The sequence below is a fragment of the Candidatus Rhodobacter oscarellae genome, assembly GCF_001078595.1.
In the GTDB taxonomy this organism is placed as follows: domain Bacteria; phylum Pseudomonadota; class Alphaproteobacteria; order Rhodobacterales; family Rhodobacteraceae; genus Rhodobacter_B; species Rhodobacter_B oscarellae.
The window spans coordinates 3,493,596-3,514,101 of the sequence record NZ_LFTY01000002.1; the positions used below are offsets into that span (position 1 = coordinate 3,493,596).

General features: G+C 65.2%; 15 protein-coding genes. 5 read left to right on the forward strand and 10 right to left on the reverse strand.

Annotated features, from left to right (window positions below):
- Window positions 1–55 precede the first annotated feature (55 nt).
- Both AIOL_RS21485 and AIOL_RS21490 read right to left on the reverse strand, forming a co-directional pair.
- Window positions 56–1,084, reverse strand: a complete 1,029-nt coding sequence (locus AIOL_RS21485) for an ABC transporter substrate-binding protein (protein WP_235439129.1) — start codon at window positions 1,082–1,084, stop codon at window positions 56–58.
- Window positions 1,085–1,211: 127 nt separating this feature from the next.
- Window positions 1,212–2,498 (reverse strand): NAD(P)/FAD-dependent oxidoreductase, encoded by a 1,287-nt coding sequence (locus AIOL_RS21490; RefSeq protein ID WP_049644865.1) that lies wholly within the window; start codon window positions 2,496–2,498, stop codon window positions 1,212–1,214.
- Window positions 2,499–2,598: 100 nt separating this feature from the next.
- Here AIOL_RS21490 and AIOL_RS21495 point away from each other — a divergent pair, with 100 nt between their 5' ends.
- Together AIOL_RS21495 and AIOL_RS21500 are read left to right on the forward strand one after the other, a co-directional pair.
- Window positions 2,599–4,206: a GMC family oxidoreductase gene (locus AIOL_RS21495; protein WP_049645601.1), complete on the forward strand. Its 1,608-nt coding sequence runs from the start codon at window positions 2,599–2,601 to the stop codon at window positions 4,204–4,206.
- Window position 4,207: 1 nt separating this feature from the next.
- Window positions 4,208–5,311, forward strand: coding sequence for a mandelate racemase/muconate lactonizing enzyme family protein (locus AIOL_RS21500; RefSeq protein WP_049644866.1), 1,104 nt, complete (start codon window positions 4,208–4,210; stop codon window positions 5,309–5,311).
- 25 nt (window positions 5,312–5,336) lie between these two features.
- Here AIOL_RS21500 and AIOL_RS21505 read toward each other — a convergent pair whose 3' ends face one another.
- Genes AIOL_RS21505 through AIOL_RS21530 form a run of 6 tightly spaced genes read right to left on the reverse strand, consistent with a single transcriptional unit; the run spans window position 5,337 to window position 11,822 of the window.
- Entirely contained in the window at window positions 5,337–6,203 is an 867-nt protein-coding gene (locus AIOL_RS21505; RefSeq protein ID WP_049644867.1) for a carbohydrate kinase family protein, read from the reverse strand.
- Window positions 6,200–7,258: an ABC transporter ATP-binding protein gene (locus tag AIOL_RS21510; protein WP_049644868.1), complete on the reverse strand. Its 1,059-nt coding sequence runs from the start codon at window positions 7,256–7,258 to the stop codon at window positions 6,200–6,202. The genes AIOL_RS21505 and AIOL_RS21510 overlap by 4 nt, the downstream gene beginning before the upstream one ends.
- A gap of 3 nt (window positions 7,259–7,261) precedes the next feature.
- Window positions 7,262–8,746 carry an argininosuccinate lyase gene (gene argH / locus AIOL_RS21515; RefSeq protein ID WP_049644869.1) on the reverse strand — a complete coding sequence of 495 codons (1,485 nt, stop codon included), beginning with the start codon at window positions 8,744–8,746 and terminating at the stop codon, window positions 7,262–7,264.
- A complete protein-coding gene (locus AIOL_RS21520) occupies window positions 8,743–9,621 on the reverse strand; it encodes a carbohydrate ABC transporter permease (RefSeq protein WP_049644870.1) in 879 nt (292 codons plus the stop codon). Before AIOL_RS21520 ends, argH begins: the two co-directional genes overlap by 4 nt.
- Window positions 9,621–10,514 carry a carbohydrate ABC transporter permease gene (locus AIOL_RS21525; RefSeq protein ID WP_049644871.1) on the reverse strand — a complete coding sequence of 298 codons (894 nt, stop codon included), beginning with the start codon at window positions 10,512–10,514 and terminating at the stop codon, window positions 9,621–9,623. The genes AIOL_RS21520 and AIOL_RS21525 overlap by 1 nt, the downstream gene beginning before the upstream one ends.
- Before the next feature lie 48 nt (window positions 10,515–10,562).
- Entirely contained in the window at window positions 10,563–11,822 is a 1,260-nt protein-coding gene (locus AIOL_RS21530; RefSeq protein ID WP_082152723.1) for an extracellular solute-binding protein, read from the reverse strand.
- Between the two features lie 124 nt (window positions 11,823–11,946).
- Here AIOL_RS21530 and AIOL_RS21535 point away from each other — a divergent pair, with 124 nt between their 5' ends.
- Genes AIOL_RS21535 through AIOL_RS21545 form a run of 3 tightly spaced genes read left to right on the forward strand, consistent with a single transcriptional unit; the run spans window position 11,947 to window position 16,360 of the window.
- Entirely contained in the window at window positions 11,947–13,131 is a 1,185-nt protein-coding gene (locus AIOL_RS21535) for an ROK family transcriptional regulator (RefSeq protein ID WP_049644872.1), read from the forward strand.
- The gene (locus AIOL_RS21540) at window positions 13,131–15,494 is read left to right on the forward strand and encodes a PIG-L family deacetylase (RefSeq protein ID WP_049644873.1); all 2,364 of its coding nucleotides are present in this window, start codon (window positions 13,131–13,133) and stop codon (window positions 15,492–15,494) included. The genes AIOL_RS21535 and AIOL_RS21540 overlap by 1 nt, the downstream gene beginning before the upstream one ends.
- On the forward strand, window positions 15,491–16,360 hold the full coding sequence (locus AIOL_RS21545) for a DMT family transporter (RefSeq protein ID WP_049644874.1): 870 nt from the start codon (window positions 15,491–15,493) through the stop codon (window positions 16,358–16,360). Before AIOL_RS21540 ends, AIOL_RS21545 begins: the two co-directional genes overlap by 4 nt.
- Window positions 16,361–16,440: 80 nt before the next feature.
- On the opposite strand, the gene cysG is transcribed toward AIOL_RS21545, so the two are convergent.
- Window positions 16,441–17,823: a siroheme synthase CysG gene (gene cysG, locus AIOL_RS21550; protein WP_049644875.1), complete on the reverse strand. Its 1,383-nt coding sequence runs from the start codon at window positions 17,821–17,823 to the stop codon at window positions 16,441–16,443.
- Window positions 17,824–17,838: 15 nt separating this feature from the next.
- Complete coding sequence (locus tag AIOL_RS21555; RefSeq protein WP_049644876.1) at window positions 17,839–20,463, reverse strand: nitrate reductase; 2,625 nt, start codon at window positions 20,461–20,463, stop codon at window positions 17,839–17,841.
- Window positions 20,464–20,506: the final 43 nt, after the last annotated feature.

The window sequence follows — 20,506 nt, forward strand, 5'->3', positions numbered from 1 at the left end:
TGCTGGCTTTCATAGGTCGGGCCGCCCGATATGCAGGCGGCCCGCTGTGCGAAGATCATTCGCTGAGCATCTCGATATACATCTCCAGCGCCTCGGCGCGGTGCTCGGCGTACCAATCAAGGCTTATCGGCAGCATCAGCGGCACGTTCTTGGGATGCGAAGGCAGTGCCTCGATCAGCTCTTTCGGCGCGGTGGTGACGTCATAGGCCTTCTTATTGGTCGGTCCATAGGTAATGTGGAACGGCAGGTTGGCCTGGTATTCCGGCTTGGAGACTTCGGCGAGGAACTTCATCGCCACGTCCTTGTTCGGCGCGCCCTTGGGCATCGCGAAGCAGTCGTAATCCAGCAGCGCCTGATTGAACGTGTAGCCCACGGTGGCGCCGTCTTTGGCGGCGTTGTCAAAGCGGCCGTTCCAACCTGTGGTCATGTCGACCTCTTCGTCCTTCATCAGCTGCGCCTGCATGGCGCCCGACTCCCAGAACACGGCGATATGCGGCTTCAGCTCGCGGATCTTGTTGATCGCGCGCTCCTTGCCCTCGCGGGTGGCCAGCACGTCATAGACGTCCTCGGGGGCGACGCCATCGGCCAGCAAGGCGGGCTCTAAAGCGCCGTCCACGTTATTGGCGCGATAGGCGCGGGTGCCGGGGAACTTCTCGACGTCCCAGAAATCGGCCCAGTTTGCGGGCGCGCCGTCGCTTCCCGGCGCGCCATACTTGGCGGTGTTCCAGCTGAACACGGTGGCGAAGACATCAGAGCCCACGCAGTAATCTGTGTAGGTGGTGGGGTAGAAGTCAGAGACGTCCACCACGCCGAAGTCGATCTTCTCCAGGCAGCCCTTCGCGGCGGCCGCGGCCGCGCCGCCGGAACCGGTCACCACCAGATCCCAGGTCACCGCGCCGGATTCCACCTGCAGGCAGGTCTTGGACATAGACGCGCCGGATTCGCGGATGATCTCGATGCCAGAATTCGCCGAGGCGTCATTGAACAGGGCGTTGTCCTGCGCCTGGCCATAGCTGCCGCCCCAGGACACAACCGTGATCGGATCCGCCGCCGCAATCCCAGTGAGTGTAAACGAAGCAGCCACAACGGCTGCAAATCCAAAACGAATTCCCATATTCAATCTCTCCCAATGTTAGGCGCTGTCGCCCTTCGCATGAGAACCATAGGTGAGAGATGTCGCCTTGTCTACGGAACTGAATCGGGTGCCCGGATTAGAATCCCATGCGGTCCACCAGCCGGTGCCAGGCCACCGATGCGGGCAAAAACCACGGCCTGCCGGAGTAAAGCGGCCTGGTACTGAAGGGCACCTTGTCGAACGCGGTCCGGCCCTCGGGCAGGCCCAGGATCTGCTGGCCCACGCGCATGCCCAGATAGCTGGCCATCGACACGCCAGACCCGCAATAGCCCATCGCGTAATGCATCCCATCGCGCTTGCCGACATTGGCCATCGTGTCGAACGTGTAGGCTACGAAGCCCATCCAGCTGTGGCTGATCTTGGTCGCGCTCAGCTCGGGGAACAGCCGGTCAAGATCCCGCTTTAGGCGCATGCCGCTGACGCGGGTGTCGATCTCGCCGCTGGACACCCGCCCGCCGAACACGATCCTGCGCCGGTCCGGCGAGGGGCGGTAGTAATAGACCACCGTCCGGCTGTCGCTGACGATGCGGTCGCTGGGCATAAGCCGGTCCATCAAGGCGGGCTCTAGCGGCTCGGTCGCGATGACGTAGCTGCCGATGGGGATGACGCGGCGGCGCAGCCACGGGGTCAGCGCCCCGGTATAGCCGTTGGTGGCGATCACCACATCGCGGGCCCGCACATCGCCGCGCGCGGTGCGCAGGACAAAGCCGTCGCCGGTCCTCTCGACATTGTCGACGCGGGTCCGCGGGGCGATCTGCGCGCCCGCACGGGTCGCCAGGTCAAGCAGCCCCTGGTGGAAGCGCGCGGGCTCTAGGCTGGCGTGGTTCTCGAATACAACGCCGCCGTGATAGGCGTCGGTGCCCAGCTCTTGCCGCTGATCCTGCCGCGCGACGATTTGGTAGGGCACCTCCAGCCCGTCTGGCTGGTTTGTGACCTCGCGGACCAGTTTGTCAAAGGCCCGCGCGTTATGCGCGGCATGGAACCGCCCGGGCACCTTAAAGTCGCAGTCGATGCCCTCGTCCCGGATGAAGGCCGCGATCCAGTCTAGGGCGGTATGGCCCTCTCTTCGGATGGCAAACGCGATCTCTAGCCCATACTTCTTGGTCAACTCGGCCAGTGAAGGCTTTACGCTTGTGCTGATCTGGCCGCCATTGCGCGTGCTGCAGCCAAAGCCCGCATCCTCTGCATCAAGCACAAGCGTTGACCTGCCGCCGCGCGCGGTCTGGATGGCGGCGTTTAGGCCGGTGTAGCCCGAGCCCACGATCGCAACATCCACGGCCTTTGGCAAATCCACGACCGGGAAGTTTGGCCGAGGAGTGCGCTCCCACCAATAGGGCTCTGATTTGAAGTCCGCCGTGAACATCCCGAGCGTCACCTGGCCAAAAATTCGCAATATCAAAACCATCCAACGTTTGCCTGCGGCCATCAACCCTGCAATTGTCGCGCAAATCGCGGGGACCGGATTGGATAGTTTTGATTTTGTGATTGTCGGCGCGGGCTCGGCGGGATGTGTACTGGCGGATCGGCTGACGGCGTGCGGGCGCCATAGGGTGCTTCTGCTGGAGGCCGGCGGCACGGACAGGCACCCCTGGGTGCGGCTGCCGATCGGCTATGGCAAGGCGTTCCATAACGACCGGCTGAACTGGCGCTACCGCGCGGCGGGGTCAGCGGGGCTTGGCGGGCGCGAGATGTACTGGCCCCGGGGCAAGGTTCTTGGCGGGTCCAGCTCGATCAATGGGCTGGTGTGGATGCGCGGCCTGCCGCATGACTTCGACGACTGGGAGCGCGCGGGCAATCCTGGCTGGGGGTGGCGCGACGTGGCCCCGGTTTTTGACGAGGTCGAGCAGGTGGGCGACGGCACCGATACCGTGCCGCGCCGTGTGAACGTGGCCGCCCGCGGGCAAGAATACCACCCCGTGCGGCATCATTTCATGACCGCCGCCGAGACGATTGGCCTGCCGCACGCGCCGCCCCATGAGGCGCATATGGCCGAGGGCGTCGGACCATATAGCATCACGACCCTTATGGGGCTGCGCCACTCGGCGGCGAACGCGTTCTTGCGCCCCGCGATGCGCCGAGCAAACCTGTCGGTGCGCAAAGGGGTGCTGGTCGAGCGCGTGTTGTTTTCGGGCAAGCGCGCCGTGGGCGTGGCCTATCGCGATGGCGATGCGCGCCACGAGGTCCGCGCTGCCGGTGCGGTGATCCTGGCGGCGGGTGCCGTTGCCTCGCCGACGCTCCTGCAACGCTCCGGCATCGGGCCGAGCGACCTGCTGTCCCGGTTCGGGATCGAGCAGATCCATCAGAACGCCGCGGTGGGGGCCGGACTGCAGGATCATCTGGGGGTCGACTACCTCTTTCGGACCAAACAGGCCACGCTCAACCAAACATTGGGCACATGGACGGGGCGGATCAAAGCGGCGTTGCAGTTCTTGTTGACCCGGGATGGGCCGCTGAGCCTGAGCATCAACCAGATGGGCGGGCTGGTGCGCGGCACTCCGGACGCGCGCGAGCCCGATTTGCAGCTTTATTTCAGCCCCTTAAGCTACACCACGGTGCACAAGAACAAACGCGTTCTACTCAAGCCAGACCCTTGGCCGGGGCTCTCGCTGGGTTTCAACGCGTGCCGCCCGACCAGCCAGGGGCGCGTCGACATCTCAAGCGCGGATGCGGCTCAGCCGCCCAGGATCGCGCCCAACTACCTGGCCACGACAGAGGACGAGCGCGCGACCATCGCGGGCGGGCGGGTCTTAGAGCAGATGCTGAACACCCCGGCGCTGCAGGCTTTGATCGACCGCCCCAACGGGTTCACGCCCGTTGATGCCAGCGACGAGGCGATCCTCGCCGATTTCCGCGCCCGGGCCAGCACGGTCTTCCACGCTTGCGGCACCTGCCGGATGGCGCCCGAAGCGGCGGGGGGCGTCGTCGACCCCAAGCTGCGCGTCCATGGCGTAGAGGGATTGCGGGTTGTGGACGCCTCGATTTTTCCCAACATAACCTCTGCCAACACCAACGCGCCCACGATCATGGTCGCGGCGAAGGCGGCCGGTGACATCCTTGCGGGGCCTGACTGACATGGACAAAATTGCGAAGCTAGAGACCTTCTCGACCGCCGATGTGGGCTTTGTGCGCGTCACGATGGAGGATGGCAGCCAGGGCTGGGGGCAGGTCTCGACCTATCACTCGGACATCACCTGCCTTGTTCTGCATCGGCAGGTGGCGCCCTGGGTGCTGGGGCAGGACTGCACCGATCTGGACGACCTGCTGGACCTTGTGACCGAGCGCGAGCACAAGTTCCCCGGCAGCTACCTGCGCCGCGCCATGGGGGGCGTGGACACCGCGATCTGGGACATGCGCGGCAAACGCGCGGGCAAGCCTGTCGCGGAACTTCTGGGCGGCAGCGCTGGGCCGCTGCGCGCCTACGGGTCGTCGATGAAGCGCGACATCACGCCCGCGGCAGAGGCCGACCGCCTAAAGCGTCTTGCGGACGCACAGGGGTTCGACGCCTTCAAGATCCGCGTGGGCGCCGAGGTCGGGCGCAATCAGGATGAATGGCCCGGGCGCACCGAAGAGATCATCCCGACGATGCGCGCCGCTCTGCCCGACGCGGCGCTGCTCGCGGATGCGAATTCCTGCTTTACCCCGACCCGCGCCATTGAGGTGGGCAAGATGCTAGAGGCCAACGGCTTTTGCCACTATGAGGAGCCCTGCCCATACTGGGAATTGGAGCAGACCAAAGAGGTCACCGAGGCGCTGGAGATCGACGTGACCGGGGGCGAGCAGGATTGCGACCTGCCAACCTGGCGGCGGATGATCGACATGCGCGCGGTGGATATCGTCCAACCGGACGTGATGTATCTTGGCGGCATTGCGCGGACCCTGCGGGTCTGCCGCATGGCCGAGGCGGCGGGCCTGCCGGTCACGCCGCATTGCGCCAACCTCTCGATGGTGACGCTGTTCACGATGCACCTGCTGCGGGCCATCCCGAACGCGGGCAAGTATCTGGAATTCTCAATCGAAGGGGCGGATTATTACCCCTGGCAATACGACCTCTTCACCGAGGATCCTTTCACCATCACCGACGGGCAAGCATTGGTGACGGAGGCCCCTGGTTGGGGAGTGGAAATATCGCCGGAATGGCTGGCGCGGGCATCCTATCAGGTCAGTGAACTGGCCTAGCTCTGTCGGGCCAAGCGCGCCGCTATCACGAGGTCATCCCGCCCAGACCACCGCGATATGCGACGGCCTCTGCGCCCTTTGCATTGCCGTTCTCCAGGCACTCCCTTACCGGCTTCCCCCGCAGCCAAGCCCCTAAGAACGCGGCATTAAAGGCATCTCCGGCTCCGGTTGGGTCCATCACATCTGTAGGCAAGGCCGGGGCATGGGTTTCAACGCCTTTCATCACCGCGGTCGCACCTTTGCAGCCCTGTTTGATGACGGTGAGATCCGAGAAAGGCTCTGGCACGCTCAGCTTGCGCAGCAGCTCCACTTCGGCCGCGTTGGGAAGAAAGACGTCGATCTCTGGCAGCAGGCAGGCGATGTCCTTCGCGCGGATTTGGTCGTCCCAGCTGCAATCCAAAGAGAGGCTGGCCCCGGCCTCCTTGGCGATGCCGATCAGATCGGGGTTCTCAATCAGCGTCGTGGCCTCGCCGATGTGGATATGGTCGATGCGCATCGCGGCGACATCCTTGGCTTGGAACTTCGGGAACGCCGCCCCCGCGCGATGGGTGACAAAGGCGCGTTCGCCATCATGCACAAGCGCGACGGTCAGTTGCGGGTCCGCGGTCTCGGAGGCGCGGCTCAGGCGCAGGTCGACGCCAAGGGCTTCCAGCTGGCCAGTGATGACGTCCCCGAAGGGCGGCGCGGGAAGCTCTGCGGCCAGGCAGGCGTTATGGCCCAATGCGGATAGATGCCCCGCGGTGATGGCGGCCCCGCCCCCGGCGTGCAGCCCGATGCCCCCGGCGAACACCTCAGTTCCCGTCGTGGGCATCCTGGGAAGACCCGTGAAGATGACGTCGCAATACAGCCGACCGACGCAAAGCACGTTGGGTTGATCGCCCCGCTTGCTCACGCCAGCGCACTGCCTGTTTCAGCGTCAAAGATATGCAGGTTTTCCTGCTCCGCGCCCAATCGCACCGTGGCGCCGACCTCGGGCGGGCGGCGGCCATCTGCCTTGGCGATGAATTCGCCCATCTCAGTTGTCACGTAGATCAGCGTCTCGTGGCCCAGCGGTTCCCGCAGCGCAACTTGGCCCTCTAGGAACGGCTCGGCGGCGGCGTCGGTCAGGTCCTCGGGCCGCACGCCAAGCGTCACCTGGCGGCCGGTGCCTACCGGCAGGTCGGCCTTCACCAGATCACCGGTCTTCAAAAGAATCGCCCCGTTTTCAACCGCTTGCCCGGGCAACATGTTCATCGCGGGCGCGCCGATGAACTGCGCGACAAAGGTGTTGGCGGGGGTGTGGTAGACCTCGGACGGGGTGCCGACCTGCTGGATATGCCCGTCCTTCATGATCACGATCCGGTCGGCCATGGTCATCGCCTCGACCTGGTCATGGGTGACAAATATGATCGTGGAACCGACCCGCTGGTGCAGCTTTTTGATCTCCAGCCGCATCTGGGTGCGCAGCTGCGCATCCAGGTTAGAGAGCGGCTCGTCGAACAGGAAAACAGCCGGGTCGCGGACCATCGCGCGGCCAATCGCGACACGCTGCCGCTGCCCGCCTGAGAGCTGATCGGGCTTGCGGTCAAGCAGGTCTGTCATCCCCAGAAGCTCCGCCACCTCTCTGATGCGCTTGTCTTTTTCCGCCCTGGGCGCGGAAGAACTGCGCAGGCCAAAGCCGATGTTTTTGCGCACAGTCATATGCGGATAGATGGCGTAGTTCTGAAAGACCATCGCGATATTGCGGTGCTTGGGCTCTAGATTATTGACGACCCTGCCGCCGATCTCGATGCCGCCAGAGGTGACCTCTTCGAGGCCAGCGATCAGCCTAAGCGTGGTAGACTTCCCGCAGCCCGAGGGGCCAACGAACACAACGAACTCGCCATCCTGAACATCCAGATTGATGCCGTGCAGCACCTGGGTCTTGTCATAGGTTTTCACCAAATCGCGGAGCGCGAGATCGGCCATGGGTCAGGTCTCCGTGAGGTGCTGGAATGCCGCATCAAGCGCCGCATCGGCGGCAGAAACGCGCGAAATTCGACGTCGGCATTGCGTCTGCATTACGTCGGCATCGCGTCGGTATTTTTCCAGCGCTTTCGCCAAGGCGCCAGGCGCGGGCCCGCCGATGCGGTCGCGGCGCGCGATGAAGGTCTCGGGCGAGGTGGCCTCGGCGAAGGCCGGCTTGGTCAGGTCCGGCGCGCGCCCGGTCTCTTCGGCGAAGGCGGCGGCGAACTCGGCATAACCCGACCCAAGCGGCATGCGTTTGGCGATCACCGCGCGGGCGGTCTGGGACGCGATCTCATGCGCCGCGCGGAAGGTCAGCCCCTCGTCCCGCACCAGCGTGTCGGCAAGCTCGGTGATGGTGATGCAGGCGGCATCGGTGGTCTGGCGCACGCGGTCGGCATTGATCGAGCAGGCGGGCAGGAAAGCCGCCAGAAGATCCAGCACCCGCCCGCCGCTTTCAAAGGCGGCGTATCCGGCCTGCTGCACTTCGCCCTCGCTGTCATTCATGTCGGTGAAGGGCGTGTTGTGCATCGTGCTCACCACCATGTCACAGCGCCCCACCGTGACCGAGGCCAGGTGGCGCAGATGCTCGATGGGCACCGGGTTGCGCTTTTGCGGCATGATCGACGAGACCTGCACAAGGGCGTTCGGGACATATAACTGACCGACCTCGAAGGCGGACCAAAACGCCATGTCCTGGATCAGCCGCCCAAGATGCAGGAAGACCAGCTTGATCGCCGAATAGAGCCCGGTGATGTAATCGACCGAGGCGATGCAGCCGTAGGAGTTCACCAGCGGGCCGTCGAAGCCGAGCAGCTCGGCCATGCGCTCCCGGTCGATGGGGAAGCCAGAGGTCGTGATGGCCGCCGCGCCCATCGGGCAATGGTCGAGGCCCCGCATCGCGGCTTCAAGGCGTTCAGCGTCGCGCAAGAGGACCTCGATTGCGGCCGCAAGGTAGTGCCCAAAGGTCGAGGGCTGCGCGGGCTGGCCATGGGTATAGGCCACAATCAATGTGTCAGCCTCCGCCGCGGCCTTGTCGGTCAGCGCGGTTGTGAGGTGCAAGACCTGCTGCATCAGATGACCGGCCCGAGACCGAAGCGCCATTTTGAACAGCGTGTGGTCCATGTCGTTGCGCGACCGCGCGGTGTGCAGGGCCCCACCCAGGTCGCCAAGGCGGTCGCGCAGCTGCGCCTCAATCCAGAAAAAGTAATCCTCGTGCTCGCCGGTATAGGCGAGGGCGGAGAGGTCGGTTTCGCGGGTGATCTCGCCAAGAGCCCGGGCGATCCTTGCAGCGTCCCATGGCGGCAGGATGCCGGTCTCTGCCAGCATCACCAGGTGGGCGCGATTGATCGCGTCCATGCCTTGGGCATAATGCGCCTTCACGCCCTCAAAAAGCGGCGCCAGAACCGTGTCGCGATAGGTCGGATCGGGAAAGGTGGAATTGTCCGTCATCCCTTGAGCCCCGCCATCACGACGCCTCGGATAATGAACCGCTGGAAGATCAGGAACACGATCAGCGTCGGGATCGTTGAAATAGCGGCCCCGGTCATAATCAGCTCCCATGCCACATCCGCCTCGTCCCCGAAGGAGGACAGCCCGACGGGCAGCGTATACATCTCGACCGAGTTGGTCACGATCAGGGGCCAGATGAAGGCCGTCCAGTTGCCCAGGAAGACGAAGATCGCCAGCGCCGCCAGCGCGGGCTTGACCAGTGGCATCGCCACCGTCCACCAGATCTGCAGCTCGTTGAGCCCGTCGATCCGCGCGGCCTCGATGAAGTCATCCGGTACGGTCTCGAAGAACTGCTTCATCAGGAAGGTGCCGAAGGCCGTCATCAGCCCGGGGAACATGATGCCCCAGTAGCTGTCCAGCCAGCCGAACTGCTGGCTCATCAGGTACCAGGGGATCACCAGCATCTCTGTCGGGATCATCAGCGTCGAGAGGATCGCGATGAAGATAATGTACCGCCCCGGGAAGCGGAACTTGCACAGCGTGTAGCCCACCAGGCTGTCGAAAAGCACGTTACAGATGGTGGTGATCAGCGCGATGATGATCGAGTTTAGGAACCACCAATAGAACCGCCCGTCCTCTAACACGAAGGTGTAGTTCTCGATGGTGGGCTCTTCGGGGATGAGCTTGAGGTTATAGATCTCGTGCGGCCATTTCAGCGAGGTCGAGATCATATAGGCGATGGGCATCACCATCAGGATCCCGCCCAGAAACAGCAGCGCCCAGCGCACGTACTGCCCCATATTGGCGGGCCGCTTTGGGCCGCCGGTCTTCAGCAGCGCGTCCGTGGTGGGGCGGATCTGTTCGGCGACGGCCATCAGCGGTCCCTAAGGATGCGCAGCTGCAAGAGGCTGACAACCAGCAGCACCAGGAACAGCACCACCGTCTGCGCGGCGGCATAGCCCATGTCGAAGGACGAGAACGCCGTCTCGTATATCATCAGCACCAGCGGCTTGGTCGAATTCAGCGGCCCGCCCGGATTGCCCGTGGTCATGTTGAACACGTGGTCAAAGATGCGCAGGAACCCGATGGAGGAGAACACCACGATGAACACGATGGTGGGCTTTAAGAGCGGCAGGGTGATCTCCCACAGGACCGTCCAGGTCGACACCCCGTCGATGCGCGCGGCCTCGTAATAGCTCTGCGGTATGGCGCGCAGGCCGGCCATGAAGATGATGATCTGAAAGCCCAAGCCCGCCCAGACCGCCGGCGCCAGGATCGAGGGCAGCGCGTTGGTGGTCGAGTTCAGAAAGGCGATCTGCGGGATGCCGAAGGTGGACAGGAAGTTGTTGAACAGCCCAATCGGCACCGGCTGGTAGAACCAGCGCCAGACCCAGGCCATGGCCACCGCGCTGGTCATGAAGGGCAGGAAATACAGCATCCGCAGGAACCCGTGCATAAAGCGGGTCTTGTCCAGGTGGTAGGCGATGAAGAACGACACCACCAGGCTGACCGGCGTGCCGATCAGCAGGTAGACGAACGTGTTCTTGAAGACCTTCCAGAAGGTCGGATCGGCAAACAGCTTGGCGTAGTTGTCCAGCCCGGTCCAGGTGCGGTCGCCCAGCAGGTTCCAGTCCTGAAAGCTGATCAGGATGGCGTTCCCGGTGGGGTAGAACCGGATCACGCCATAGAACACGATCGGGATCGCCAGGAAGGCGTAGGCCCAGACGATCTGCTTTTGCTTGATCGAGAGATTGCGGTAGCGGGTCATGGCTTGCCTGGCGGGATGGCCCCGACGTTGCCGCCGGGGCCATGCTCCTTAGTCGGCATAGTACTCGTCTAGGATCTTCTGTTCGGCCTCTGCCGCCAAGGCCAGGCTTTCTGCGGGCGACATGCCCTCTAGCGTGATCCGCTCAACCATCTCCACCATCAGCTGGCGCTGCGCGCTCTCATTGGCGAATTTGGTGGTGTTGGCGTAGGCAAGGCCTCGGATGAAGGGGCCATAGACGTCGTTATTGGCGTTGGCCTCTGTCAGACCGACCGATGGCTTGGCGGGGAGCTCGCCGACGACATCAAGCCAGATCTGCATCGCTTCATCCGAGGTAACATAGGCCATGAACTTGACGGCGGCGTCGTATTTCTCGCCCTCGGCCTTTGTCGTGATCGCGTTCACCCAATAGGAGGAATAGTTCGACTGCGCGCCATCCGCCGTCGCGGGCAGCTCGGTCACGCCCCATTTCAGGCCACGGGTCTTGTTGAGCGACCCGATACGGAACGAGCCGTCGATATGCATGCCCGCGCGGCCCGCCTTAAAGGCGGCCTGCGGTTCATCCATAAAGCCGATGGCCGTCACGGCGTCGTCGCCGGTGAACAGACTGGTGTAGAACTCCAGCGCCTTCAGCCCGGCGTCGGAGTTGTAATTCACCTTGGTGTAGTCCGCCATATAGGGCTCGCCGCCCATCTGCCGGATCAGGCCCTCGCGCCACCAATGGTGGTCCTGCGCGGTCATCCCGGCGGTCATGCCGACCTGGGTGAGGTTGCCCGCGCCGTCGCGCTTGGTCATGGCGGCGGCGGCGGCGATCATCTCTTCCATGGTGGTGGGCGGCTCCACGCCCGCCTCCGCCAGAAGCCGCTCGTTATAGAACAGCGCCAGCGAGCGCACCGCGGTGGGCAGCGCCCAATAGGCGTCGCCGTCTTTCATCGCCTGGACCATGGGGAAGAACTCTTCGTCGATGGTCGCGGCTGGGAAGGCGTCGGCGGGCAGAGGCTGGATCAGCTCTGCCTCGACGTAATCGTTCAGCCAGCCGTAGAACAGCTGCACCACATCCGGGCCCTCGCCCGCGGGGATCGCCGCAGCGACCTTGGTGCGGTAGTCCGCATAGGGGAAGTGGGTCATCTTGACGGTGATATCGGGGTTGGCGGCCTCGAAATTGTCGATCAGCTGCTCCATCGCCGCAACCCGGGCGTCGAAGAAATACTGCCAGTACTCGATCTCGACGGCGTTGGCCGCGCTGCCGAGAAGCGTGGCGATGCCGGTGGCGGCGCTTAGGGCTAGTGCTTTGAACTTAATGGTATTCATAAGAATCCTCCCTGCATTTTTGATCCCATCGGTGCCGCAGATTGGCGGTCGGACGGGGTGCATGTGCCTTAAGGGTTAGCTCAACTCTCTTGAGCTATCAAGCATCACAAGCTAATCCGGTACCATGATTACCCTGACTGAAAGCGTGGTCGGCGCGAATGCCGGGCGCTCCCGAGGCCATAACCGCCAGGTCGTTCTGGGCCGCATCCGCAGCGCCGAGCGCATAGGCCGCGCCGAGATCGCCCGCGCCTCTGGGCTGTCGACACAGGCGGTGTCGAACATCATCGCGGATCTCCTGGCGGACGGCCTGATCGTCGAGGGCGGGCACCGCGCGGTGTCGCGCGGGGTGCCAGTGGTGCAATACGCGCTGAACCCCCAGGGCGCTTTCGCCGCCGGGATCGAGATCAGACCCGACGCGGTGTTCGGCGCGCTGCTGAACTTCTGCGGCGAATTGGTTGTGGAACGGCGGCGCAAGGTCAGCACCAACGACCGCGACGGCGTGATCGCCGCGGTGCGCGACATGCAGGCGCGCATCTTCAAGGGCGCGGGCTGTGATCCAACGCGGCTTTTGGGGCTTGGCATCGTCATGCCGGGCCCCTTCGGCTGCACCGGCATCGAAGGCGGCGCCTCAGAGCTGCCGATCTGGGACGACACCCCGCCGGAGGTCTGGCTGTCAGAGCGGCTGGGCCAGCCGGTGCTTGTCGAGAATGACGCCAACGCCGCCGCCATCGCCGAGCGCGTGTCCGGCGCCGCCCAGGGCCTGGACAGCTATGGGTTCTTGTATTTCGGCGTGGGGCTGGGGCTTGGCATGGTCCATCGCGGCCGCTTGCAGGCCGGCGCCTATGGCAACGCCGGAGAGATCGGCACCCTGCAAGTGCCCTGCGACGGCAAGCTGGTGATGCTGGAAGACGTGGTCAGCCGCCGCTCGCTGTCGGAGGCCCTGCGCGCCTCAGGCGCGGCCACCCAGGACGTTGGCGATCTTGCCAGGCTCTACGAGGCGGGCGATCCCGCACTGCACCGCTGGCTAGAGCGCACCGTCGAGCCGCTCTCCGCCGCCATTTCCATCGTCGAGAACCTGTTCGACCCGCAGACCATCATCCTGGGCGGGGCCATGCCCGACAACATCCTGGACCATATGACCGAGACGATCCGCCTGGCGTCGCGCTCCGTCTCCAACCGCGCCGCGCGGCAGATGCCGCGGCTGATGCGGGGCGCCTCGGGGCGGATGACCGCCACGCTGGGGGCCGCCGCCCTGGTCGTCAACCACGCCTTCACGCCGAAAATCGCCCCGCAACCGCAGGAGCTTTGATGCCGACTGCTGAACAGACCCGAATAGATGCCGCCCGCGCCCGCCCCCGGATCATGGAGCTTTGGTGGGCGCTGCAACCCCTGCGGTCGGTGATACGCTTCATGCAGACCGGCGCCCATCCCGACGACGAGGTCTCGGGGATGCTGGCCGCGCTGGCGTTCCGCGACGGGATCAACATCTCCTACGCCTGCTCGACGCGGGGCGAGGGCGGGCAGAACGATGTCGGGCAAGAGGCCGGCGCGGCGCTGGGCGCGCTGCGCACCCGCGAGATGGAGCGCGCCTGCGATGTGCTGGGCATGCGGATGTATTGGCACTCGGAGACGCCGGAAGACGCGATCACCGATTTCGGGTTCTCCAAGAGCGGCGAAGAGACCCTGGCGCGCTGGGGCAAGGACCGCACCCTGGCGCGGTTCGTCGACATCATACGCAGCGAGCGGCCCGACATCATCTGCCCCACCTTCCTGGACGTCCCCGGGCAGCACGGGCATCACCGCGCGATGACGCAGGCCGCGCACCAGGTCATGGCCGCCGCCGCCGACCCGGCATTCGCCTCGGATCGCCCGCCCTGGCAGGTCAAGAAGCTCTACCTGCCGGCCTGGTCCGGCGCCGGGCAGGCCTATGACGACGACCTGCCGCCGCCGCCCGCGACGCTGACGGTTGACGGCTCTGGCCGGGACGGCATCAGCGGCTGGTCCTGGGAGCAGATCGGGCAGCAATCGCGCGCCTACCATCGGACCCAAGGCATGGGCCGCTGGGTGCCGAGCGATCAGCGCAGGGATTGGCCGCTACACCTCGTTGAAAGCCATGTAGACGGGCCGGACGAAGCTTTGAGCTCTGGGTTGGCGGGCTCTGTGGGAGATCTGGCCAAGGGCGCAAAGCCCGGTGAGTTCAGCGAAGCCGTGGCCAAGGTGCAGGCCGCGATTGAGGCCACTTTGGTGGCCTTCCCGGCCTTCGATCTGGTCGCGGACTCGGCCTTTGAGGCATTGGAAGCGGTGCAAGCCGCCCGGGCACATTGCCCCGACCACCTTCGCCAAGACGTCGCGCATCGCCTGGAGGCAAAGGAGGTCCAGCTTGGCCATGTGATCCGGCTCGCCCTTGGGGTGGACGTGGATTTCCGCAGCTCTGAGGTGTTTCTTTCGCCCGGCACACGGGTCGGTCTTGTGCTGGAATGCAATCGGGGCGCCGCGGACGCCGCAGAGCTTACCTTGGACCTGCCAGAGGGATGGGTGGCCAAGGATCAAAGCCTTGAGATCGCCGCAACCGCCGCCCCGACCTGTCCTTACCGCGTGACCTATGACCCCCGTGACCCCAGCGCGCCCGCCGCCATGGTGACGCTTGCGTATCGGGGTGCCCAGGCCTCTATCCGGGTTCCGATGGAGGACACCCCGGTTGTTCTGCCGGTGCACATGGCGCGCGCCACTCCGGATGCCGGGTTGATCAACCTTGCCGTCGCGGCCCGCGACCACATGCTGCGCATAGATGAGGTCTCGCCAAAGGGCGCAGACGCCAAGCTCGGCGCGCCAAATGGGTGGACCCTGCGCGGAACTGACGAGGGCTTCGCGATCAAGCCGCCCTCGAATTTGCAGGCCGGGCTTTATGAGATCCCCGTTCTTGTGGGCGACCAACCGGCCATGCGCGTGCAGCGGATCAAACACGCGCATACCGCTTCGACCGCGCTTGCGCGACCGGCGATTCTGCGGCTCTTTGCCCTGAAGGCCGACCTGCCAGATGTGAGGGTCGGCTATGTCGGGGCGGGCAATGACCGGGTGAGCCACTGGCTGTCGATGCTGGGCGCGGATGTCACTGATCTGTCCGACACGGAGCTGACCAGCCAAGCCGATCTGGCGCGGTATGACACGATCATCGTCGGCATCTTCGCCATGCGGTTCCGCGCCGGCCTGTCAGAGGCGATGCCCGGGCTTCACCGCTGGACCAGGGCGGGCGGCACGCTGGTGACGCTCTACCACCGGCCTTGGGACAATTGGCTGCCGGAGCAGACGCCGCCGCATCGCTTGGAAATCGGGCAGCCCTCGCTGCGATGGCGCGTCACCGACGAGGCCGCCGAGGTGCGCCACCTGGTCGAGCATCCGCTGCTGTCGACCCCGAACACCATCGGCCCCCAGGATTGGGCCGGGTGGGTCAAGGAGCGCGGGCTCTACTTCGCCAAAAGCTGGGACGCGGCCTATACGCCTCTGATCGAGATGGCCGACCCCGGCGAGGACCCGCATCGGGGCGCGCTGCTGGTCGCGGATGTCGCGCAGGGGCGGCATGTTCACACCTCATTGATTTTGCATCACCAGATGGAGAACCTTGTGCCAGGGGCCTTCCGTCTTATGGCCAACCTCATCGCCAAACGGGCATGACCGAGGCGCCGCGCGACAACCTTCGGGGCGGCGCGTGGCTTTTGGCGGATCTGTCGCTGAACATCTGGTCGCTGTCGTTGGTCAAATGGCTGGGGGCGGATTACGCCGCCGCGCAGGTCGTGTTTTTCCGGGCCATTGTCGGGCTGATGGTGATCTCTCCGCTGATCTGGGCAAGGCGGCAGCAGTTCCGGCAGATACCGCGCCTTCCTCTGCACCTTCTGCGGGTCGTGCTATCCGCCGTCACCCTGTCCGCCAGTTTCTTTGCGATTGCCCGGCTGCCATTGGCGGTGTTCACCGCGATCAGTTTCACCCGCCCTATCGTCACGATGCTGATGGCGGCTTTGATCCTGCGCGAGGTGATCGGGCTACGGGGCTGGAGTGCCGCGGCGGTGGCCTTTGTTGGCATCCTGATCGCGGTCGATCCCGGCAACGTGCCCTTGGGGTGGGGCCTGGCCGCGATGGCGATTGTCGTGCTTACCGCCTCGGCGGTTGTGATCGCCACGCGCGCGCTGCGCGCGGCCCCGCCGATTGTGATGATGATGTTCTACACGTTGGGGCTGTCGCTGTGCAGCCTGCCCTTCGCCTGGGCAGCCTGGGCGCCGGTTCCAACGCACCACCTGGGCGCGTTCGTATTGATCGGCTGTTTCGCGCAGGCCGCGCAGTTTTGCTTTCTGCGCGCGCATTACTTTGGGGCGGCGGGCTATTTGTCCGTGCTGAGCTACACAAGCCTCATCTTCTCGGTCAGCGTCGGGTACTTCCTGTTCGGAGAGGTGCCCGGGGCCCGGTTCGCGCCGGGGGCGGCGCTGGTCATCGCCGCATCGCTTTTTGTGACGCTGAGGGCGCGCGCGGGACCGGATAGCGGCTGATCGGTTTGCCCGCGGCTAGGCTCCGGTGAAGCCTTATGGGAGTGCCCCGATGGCAGAGGCCATTCTCGCGGGGCTTGCGTTCAGGCCACCTGCAGCTTGCCTTGAGAATGTGACTTGGGGACGCGTACAAAGATCACGGCGCCTCCTGTGACCTGCTCAGCGGACACCAGCTCGGGCAGCGCGCCTAGGTCCGTGTGAATGATCCGCTCGGCCTCTTTTGACACCTCTATGCAGAGATCGACCGGTGTCTTCGCCGAGACCCCGTGGCTGATGAGTTGCTGCGAGATCTGCGACGCGGCGCCGACCCCCATGTAGATCGCGAGGGTCGATCCCGGGTGCAGATAGCGCGCCCATTCGGGGGCGGGGTCGCCGGGTTTGCATTTGCCTGTGACCAGCACCACCGCGTCCGTAGTTCCGCGCTCTGTCAGCCCGATGCCCATCCGCGCGGCGGCGGCAGAGGCGGCGGTGATGCCGGGCACGATCTCGACAGAGATGCCCGCGGCCCTGGCGGCTTCAAGCTCCTCCGTGGCGCGGCCAAAGACGCTGGGATCGCCGGACTTCAAGCGCACCACGTGGCGCCCCTTCTTGGCCTCGGCCACGATCAGCGCCGTGATCTTGTCCTGCGGCCAGGCGCAGGCGCCGACCTCTTTGCCGACGAAAACGCGCTCGGCGTCGCGGCGGGCCAGCTCCAGAACGTCGGGGTCCACAAGGCGGTCGTAATAGATCACATCGGCCTCTTGCAGGCGCTCCACGGCGCGCAGCGTCAGCAAGTCACGCGCGCCGGGGCCCGCGCCGACAAGCGCGATATGGCCGTCGTCATTCGTGTCGGGCGCGCGCCCGGATGCGATGGCCGCCTTGAGCATGCGCGCGGCGCCGGTTTCGTCTCCGCTATCGTGCAGCTGCGCCGGCTTGGCCCCAAAGGCCCAGGCCCAGAAGGCCCGGCGCCGATGCATCGGGATCGACCGCGCCACCGCCCCGCGCAGATGCCCCGCCAGGGCCGCGAAATGCCCGATGCGCGGCGGCAGCATCGCCTCGATCTTGGTCTTGATCGAGCGGCCCAGAACGGGTGCTGTGCCCTCGGTGCCGATGGCGACGACGACGGGGTCGCGGTCCACCAGGGACGGCGTGAGCGCATCGCAGAGTTCCGGCGTATCCACCACGTTGATCACGGTGTTGGCGGATCTGGCGATGGCATAGACCGCGCGATCCGCCCCCGGGCACCCGGTGGCGATAAAGGTCAGGGCGGTGCCGTCAAAGAGGTCCGGCGCGATCGGGCCCGCGTGGTGCGAGGCCAGCCCCGCCTCGACAAAGCCGCGCAGCTCGGCGTCCAATTCCGGCGCGACGAGCACGATTTCACCGTCGGTTTTCTGCATCAGCCGGGTCTTTTGGGCGGCCTGTTCGCCGCCGCCCACGATCACGATGCGGCGCCCGGTGGTCTTGAGGAACATTGGAAAGGATTTCATCGCGTATCTCCTTGGCTATTCGGCGGCGACCGGCAGCTTGAAGCGCGCCATCAGCTCGGTGATCTCAGGGCGGCAGGACCCGCAGGTCACGCCTGCGCCTGTCGCTTCGCAGATCTGGTCGATGCTGGCGGAGGGCGCGCCCGAGATCGCCGCCAGGATCGTATTGCGGCCCACGGACATGCAGGAGCACACCGTCGGGCCAGGGTCCGGCATATGCGCCGACGGGCGGGCCGCCAGAACGTTCGGCCTGGCCGCGTTTAGGGTCGAGGCCACGAAATCGCGCGCCACCATAACGGGTTGGTCCGACACAAAGAGCGCGGCCTGCAATATGTCGCCGTCCCAGAACGCCAGCCGCGTTTGGGTCGCGCTGCGAAGGGTTTCGGGCTCTCCAGACACGGCGAAGAGCGATTGGGCAAGCTCCTCCCAGCTGCTTGGTTGGCCTTGCCCGGCCAGCTCGGTGCGCCAGCCGCTTTCCGTGCGCATCGTCGCCGCGTAATCCGTGGCCAGGGCGGGCTTGCCGCGCGACACGGCGAAACCGTACCAATCGGCCTTGAACGGGGCGATGGCGACAACGCTTGCCTTGCTTTCCGGCTGGCCCGACACCGGGTCGACAGCCGGCGCGACAAGCGCGTTGACGCGGCTTGCGGGGCCGGTTTCGCCGGTCCAATGCATCGGCGCAAAGGGCGCGCCCGGAGTTGCGTCCTCGGTAATGAAGACCCGCAGGATCGCGCGCCCGGTTGGGCTGGTGACCAGGGCCAGATCGGCGGGGGCCAGGCCAATAGCGGCCGCGTCGTCCGGGTGGATGGCTAAGAACGGCTCTGCCAGGTGCCGCGACAGGCGCGGCGATTTGGCGGTGCGTGTCATCGTGTGCCATTGGTCCCGCACGCGCCCGGTGTTCAGGCGGAAGGGGTATTTGGGTCCGGTCACCGCGGCGGGAGGCCGTTGCGTCACGGCAACGAACCGGGCCTTGCCGCCGGGGGTAAAGAACCGCCCATCGCCGAAAAAGCGCCCTCCGGTTCTGATGGCAGATACGGGCCAGCGGGTCGGGGCCAAGCTGTCGTAATCGTCGTCGCTGATTGTGCTGAGCCCAGAGATATCGAAGTCGCGCCCAAACTTGCCCGCCAAGGCGCTGAGGCGGGCATGCTCGCGAAACACCTGCGCCGGGCCGTCATAGTCAAAGGCCTCTGCCCATCCCATGCGCTGGCCGATTTCGGCGAAGATCGCCCAGTCGGGCTTGGCAAGGCCGGGCGCCGCGATTGTCGCCTTTTGGCGGCTGATGGTGCGGTCGGAGTTGGTGACGGTGCCGTCCTTCTCGCCCCATCCGGCGGCAGGCAGCACGACATCGGCCAAACGAGCGGTGTCCGTATCGGTGGTGAGATCGCTGACAACGACGAAGTCGCAGGCCTTGATGGCGTCGCGCACGCGGTCGGCGTCGGGCATCGACACGGCCGGGTTGGTACAGGCCACCCACAGCGCCTTGATGCGGCCATCCGCGACGGCGTCGAACATATCGACCGCCTTGAGGCCAGGCTTTTGCGCGATGGTGGGAGCGCCCCAAAAGCTTTGCACTGCGGCCTTGTGATCGTCGTTCTCCAGGTCCAGATGCGCGGCCAGCATATTGGCCAGCCCGCCGGTCTCGCGCCCGCCCATGGCGTTGGGCTGGCCGGTGACGCTCAGCGGGCCCATGCCGGGCTTGCCAATGCGGCCCGTGGCCATGTGGCAATTCAGAATGGCGTTGACCTTGTCAGCGCCCGAGCTCGACTGGTTCACGCCTTGGCTAAAGACCGTGACCGTGCGCTCGGTCTTGGCGAAGAGCTGATAGAAATCAGCGGTTTCCTCGGCGGTCAGCCCGGTGGATTTGAGGTCATCCAGGCGCGCTTGGGACAGGGCCTCGGCGAAACCGTCGGTATGTTCTGAGACGAAATCAGCGTCATATGCAGTGGATTGCGCAAGATGGGCTAGAAGCCCATTGAACAGGGACACGTCCGAGCCGGGGGCCAGCTTGAGATGCAGATCGGCGATGTCGCAGGTCGCGGTGCGGCGCGGGTCCACGACGACGATCTTGGTGCCGCGCGCCGCCCGGGCCGCCGCAAGCCTTTGATATAAAACGGGATGACACCAGGCGAGGTTGGAGCCCACAAGCACCACCAGGTCGGCCTCTTCCAGGTCCTCGTAGGTGCCGGGCACCGTATCCGCGCCGAAGGCACGCTTGTGCCCGGCCACGGTGGAGGCCATGCAAAGCCTTGAATTCGTGTCGATATTGGCGCTGCCGATAAAGCCCTTCATAAGCTTGTTGGCGACGTAGTAGCACTCGGTCAGGAGCTGCCCCGAGACGTAGAAGGCGACGCTGTCGGGGCCATGTTCCGCGATGCTGGCCTTGAATTTTTGCGCAACCAGATCAAGGGCTTGATCCCAGCCGGTGCTTTGCCCGTGCACCTGCGGCGAGAGCAGGCGGTCGTCAAGCGACATCGTCTCGCCCAGGGCCAGCCCCTTGGAGCACAAGCGCCCGTAATTCGCCGGGTGATCGGGGTCGCCCTCGACGGTGAGGCCGCCGGCGCCATCGGGGCGGGCCAGCACGCCGCAGCCCACCCCGCAATAGGGGCAGGTGGTGCGGATCGCGCTATCGAGCTGATCACGCATTTCGCCGAAGATCCCGCGTCGGTGTTACGTCGGTATCACGTTG

What these genes read in the sequence shown, in the direction of transcription:
- AIOL_RS21510 (WP_049644868.1), bottom strand. Translation starts at nt 7,258, where the DNA reads ATGGCCGATCTCGCGCTCCGCGATTTGGTGAAAACCTATGACAAGACC.
- AIOL_RS21520 (WP_049644870.1), bottom strand. Translation starts at nt 9,621, where the DNA reads ATGGCCGTCGCCGAACAGATCCGCCCCACCACGGACGCGCTGCTGAAG.
- AIOL_RS21555 (WP_049644876.1), bottom strand. Translation starts at nt 20,463, where the DNA reads ATGCGTGATCAGCTCGATAGCGCGATCCGCACCACCTGCCCCTATTGC.
- AIOL_RS21540 (WP_049644873.1), top strand. Translation starts at nt 13,131, where the DNA reads ATGCCGACTGCTGAACAGACCCGAATAGATGCCGCCCGCGCCCGCCCC.
- AIOL_RS21525 (WP_049644871.1), bottom strand. Translation starts at nt 10,514, where the DNA reads ATGACCCGCTACCGCAATCTCTCGATCAAGCAAAAGCAGATCGTCTGG.
- AIOL_RS21500 (WP_049644866.1), top strand. Translation starts at nt 4,208, where the DNA reads ATGGACAAAATTGCGAAGCTAGAGACCTTCTCGACCGCCGATGTGGGC.
- AIOL_RS21535 (WP_049644872.1), top strand. Translation starts at nt 11,947, where the DNA reads ATGATTACCCTGACTGAAAGCGTGGTCGGCGCGAATGCCGGGCGCTCC.
- argH (WP_049644869.1), bottom strand. Translation starts at nt 8,746, where the DNA reads ATGACGGACAATTCCACCTTTCCCGATCCGACCTATCGCGACACGGTT.
- AIOL_RS21490 (WP_049644865.1), bottom strand. Translation starts at nt 2,498, where the DNA reads ATGTTCACGGCGGACTTCAAATCAGAGCCCTATTGGTGGGAGCGCACT.
- cysG (WP_049644875.1), bottom strand. Translation starts at nt 17,823, where the DNA reads ATGAAATCCTTTCCAATGTTCCTCAAGACCACCGGGCGCCGCATCGTG.
- AIOL_RS21545 (WP_049644874.1), top strand. Translation starts at nt 15,491, where the DNA reads ATGACCGAGGCGCCGCGCGACAACCTTCGGGGCGGCGCGTGGCTTTTG.
- AIOL_RS21530 (WP_082152723.1), bottom strand. Translation starts at nt 11,822, where the DNA reads ATGAATACCATTAAGTTCAAAGCACTAGCCCTAAGCGCCGCCACCGGC.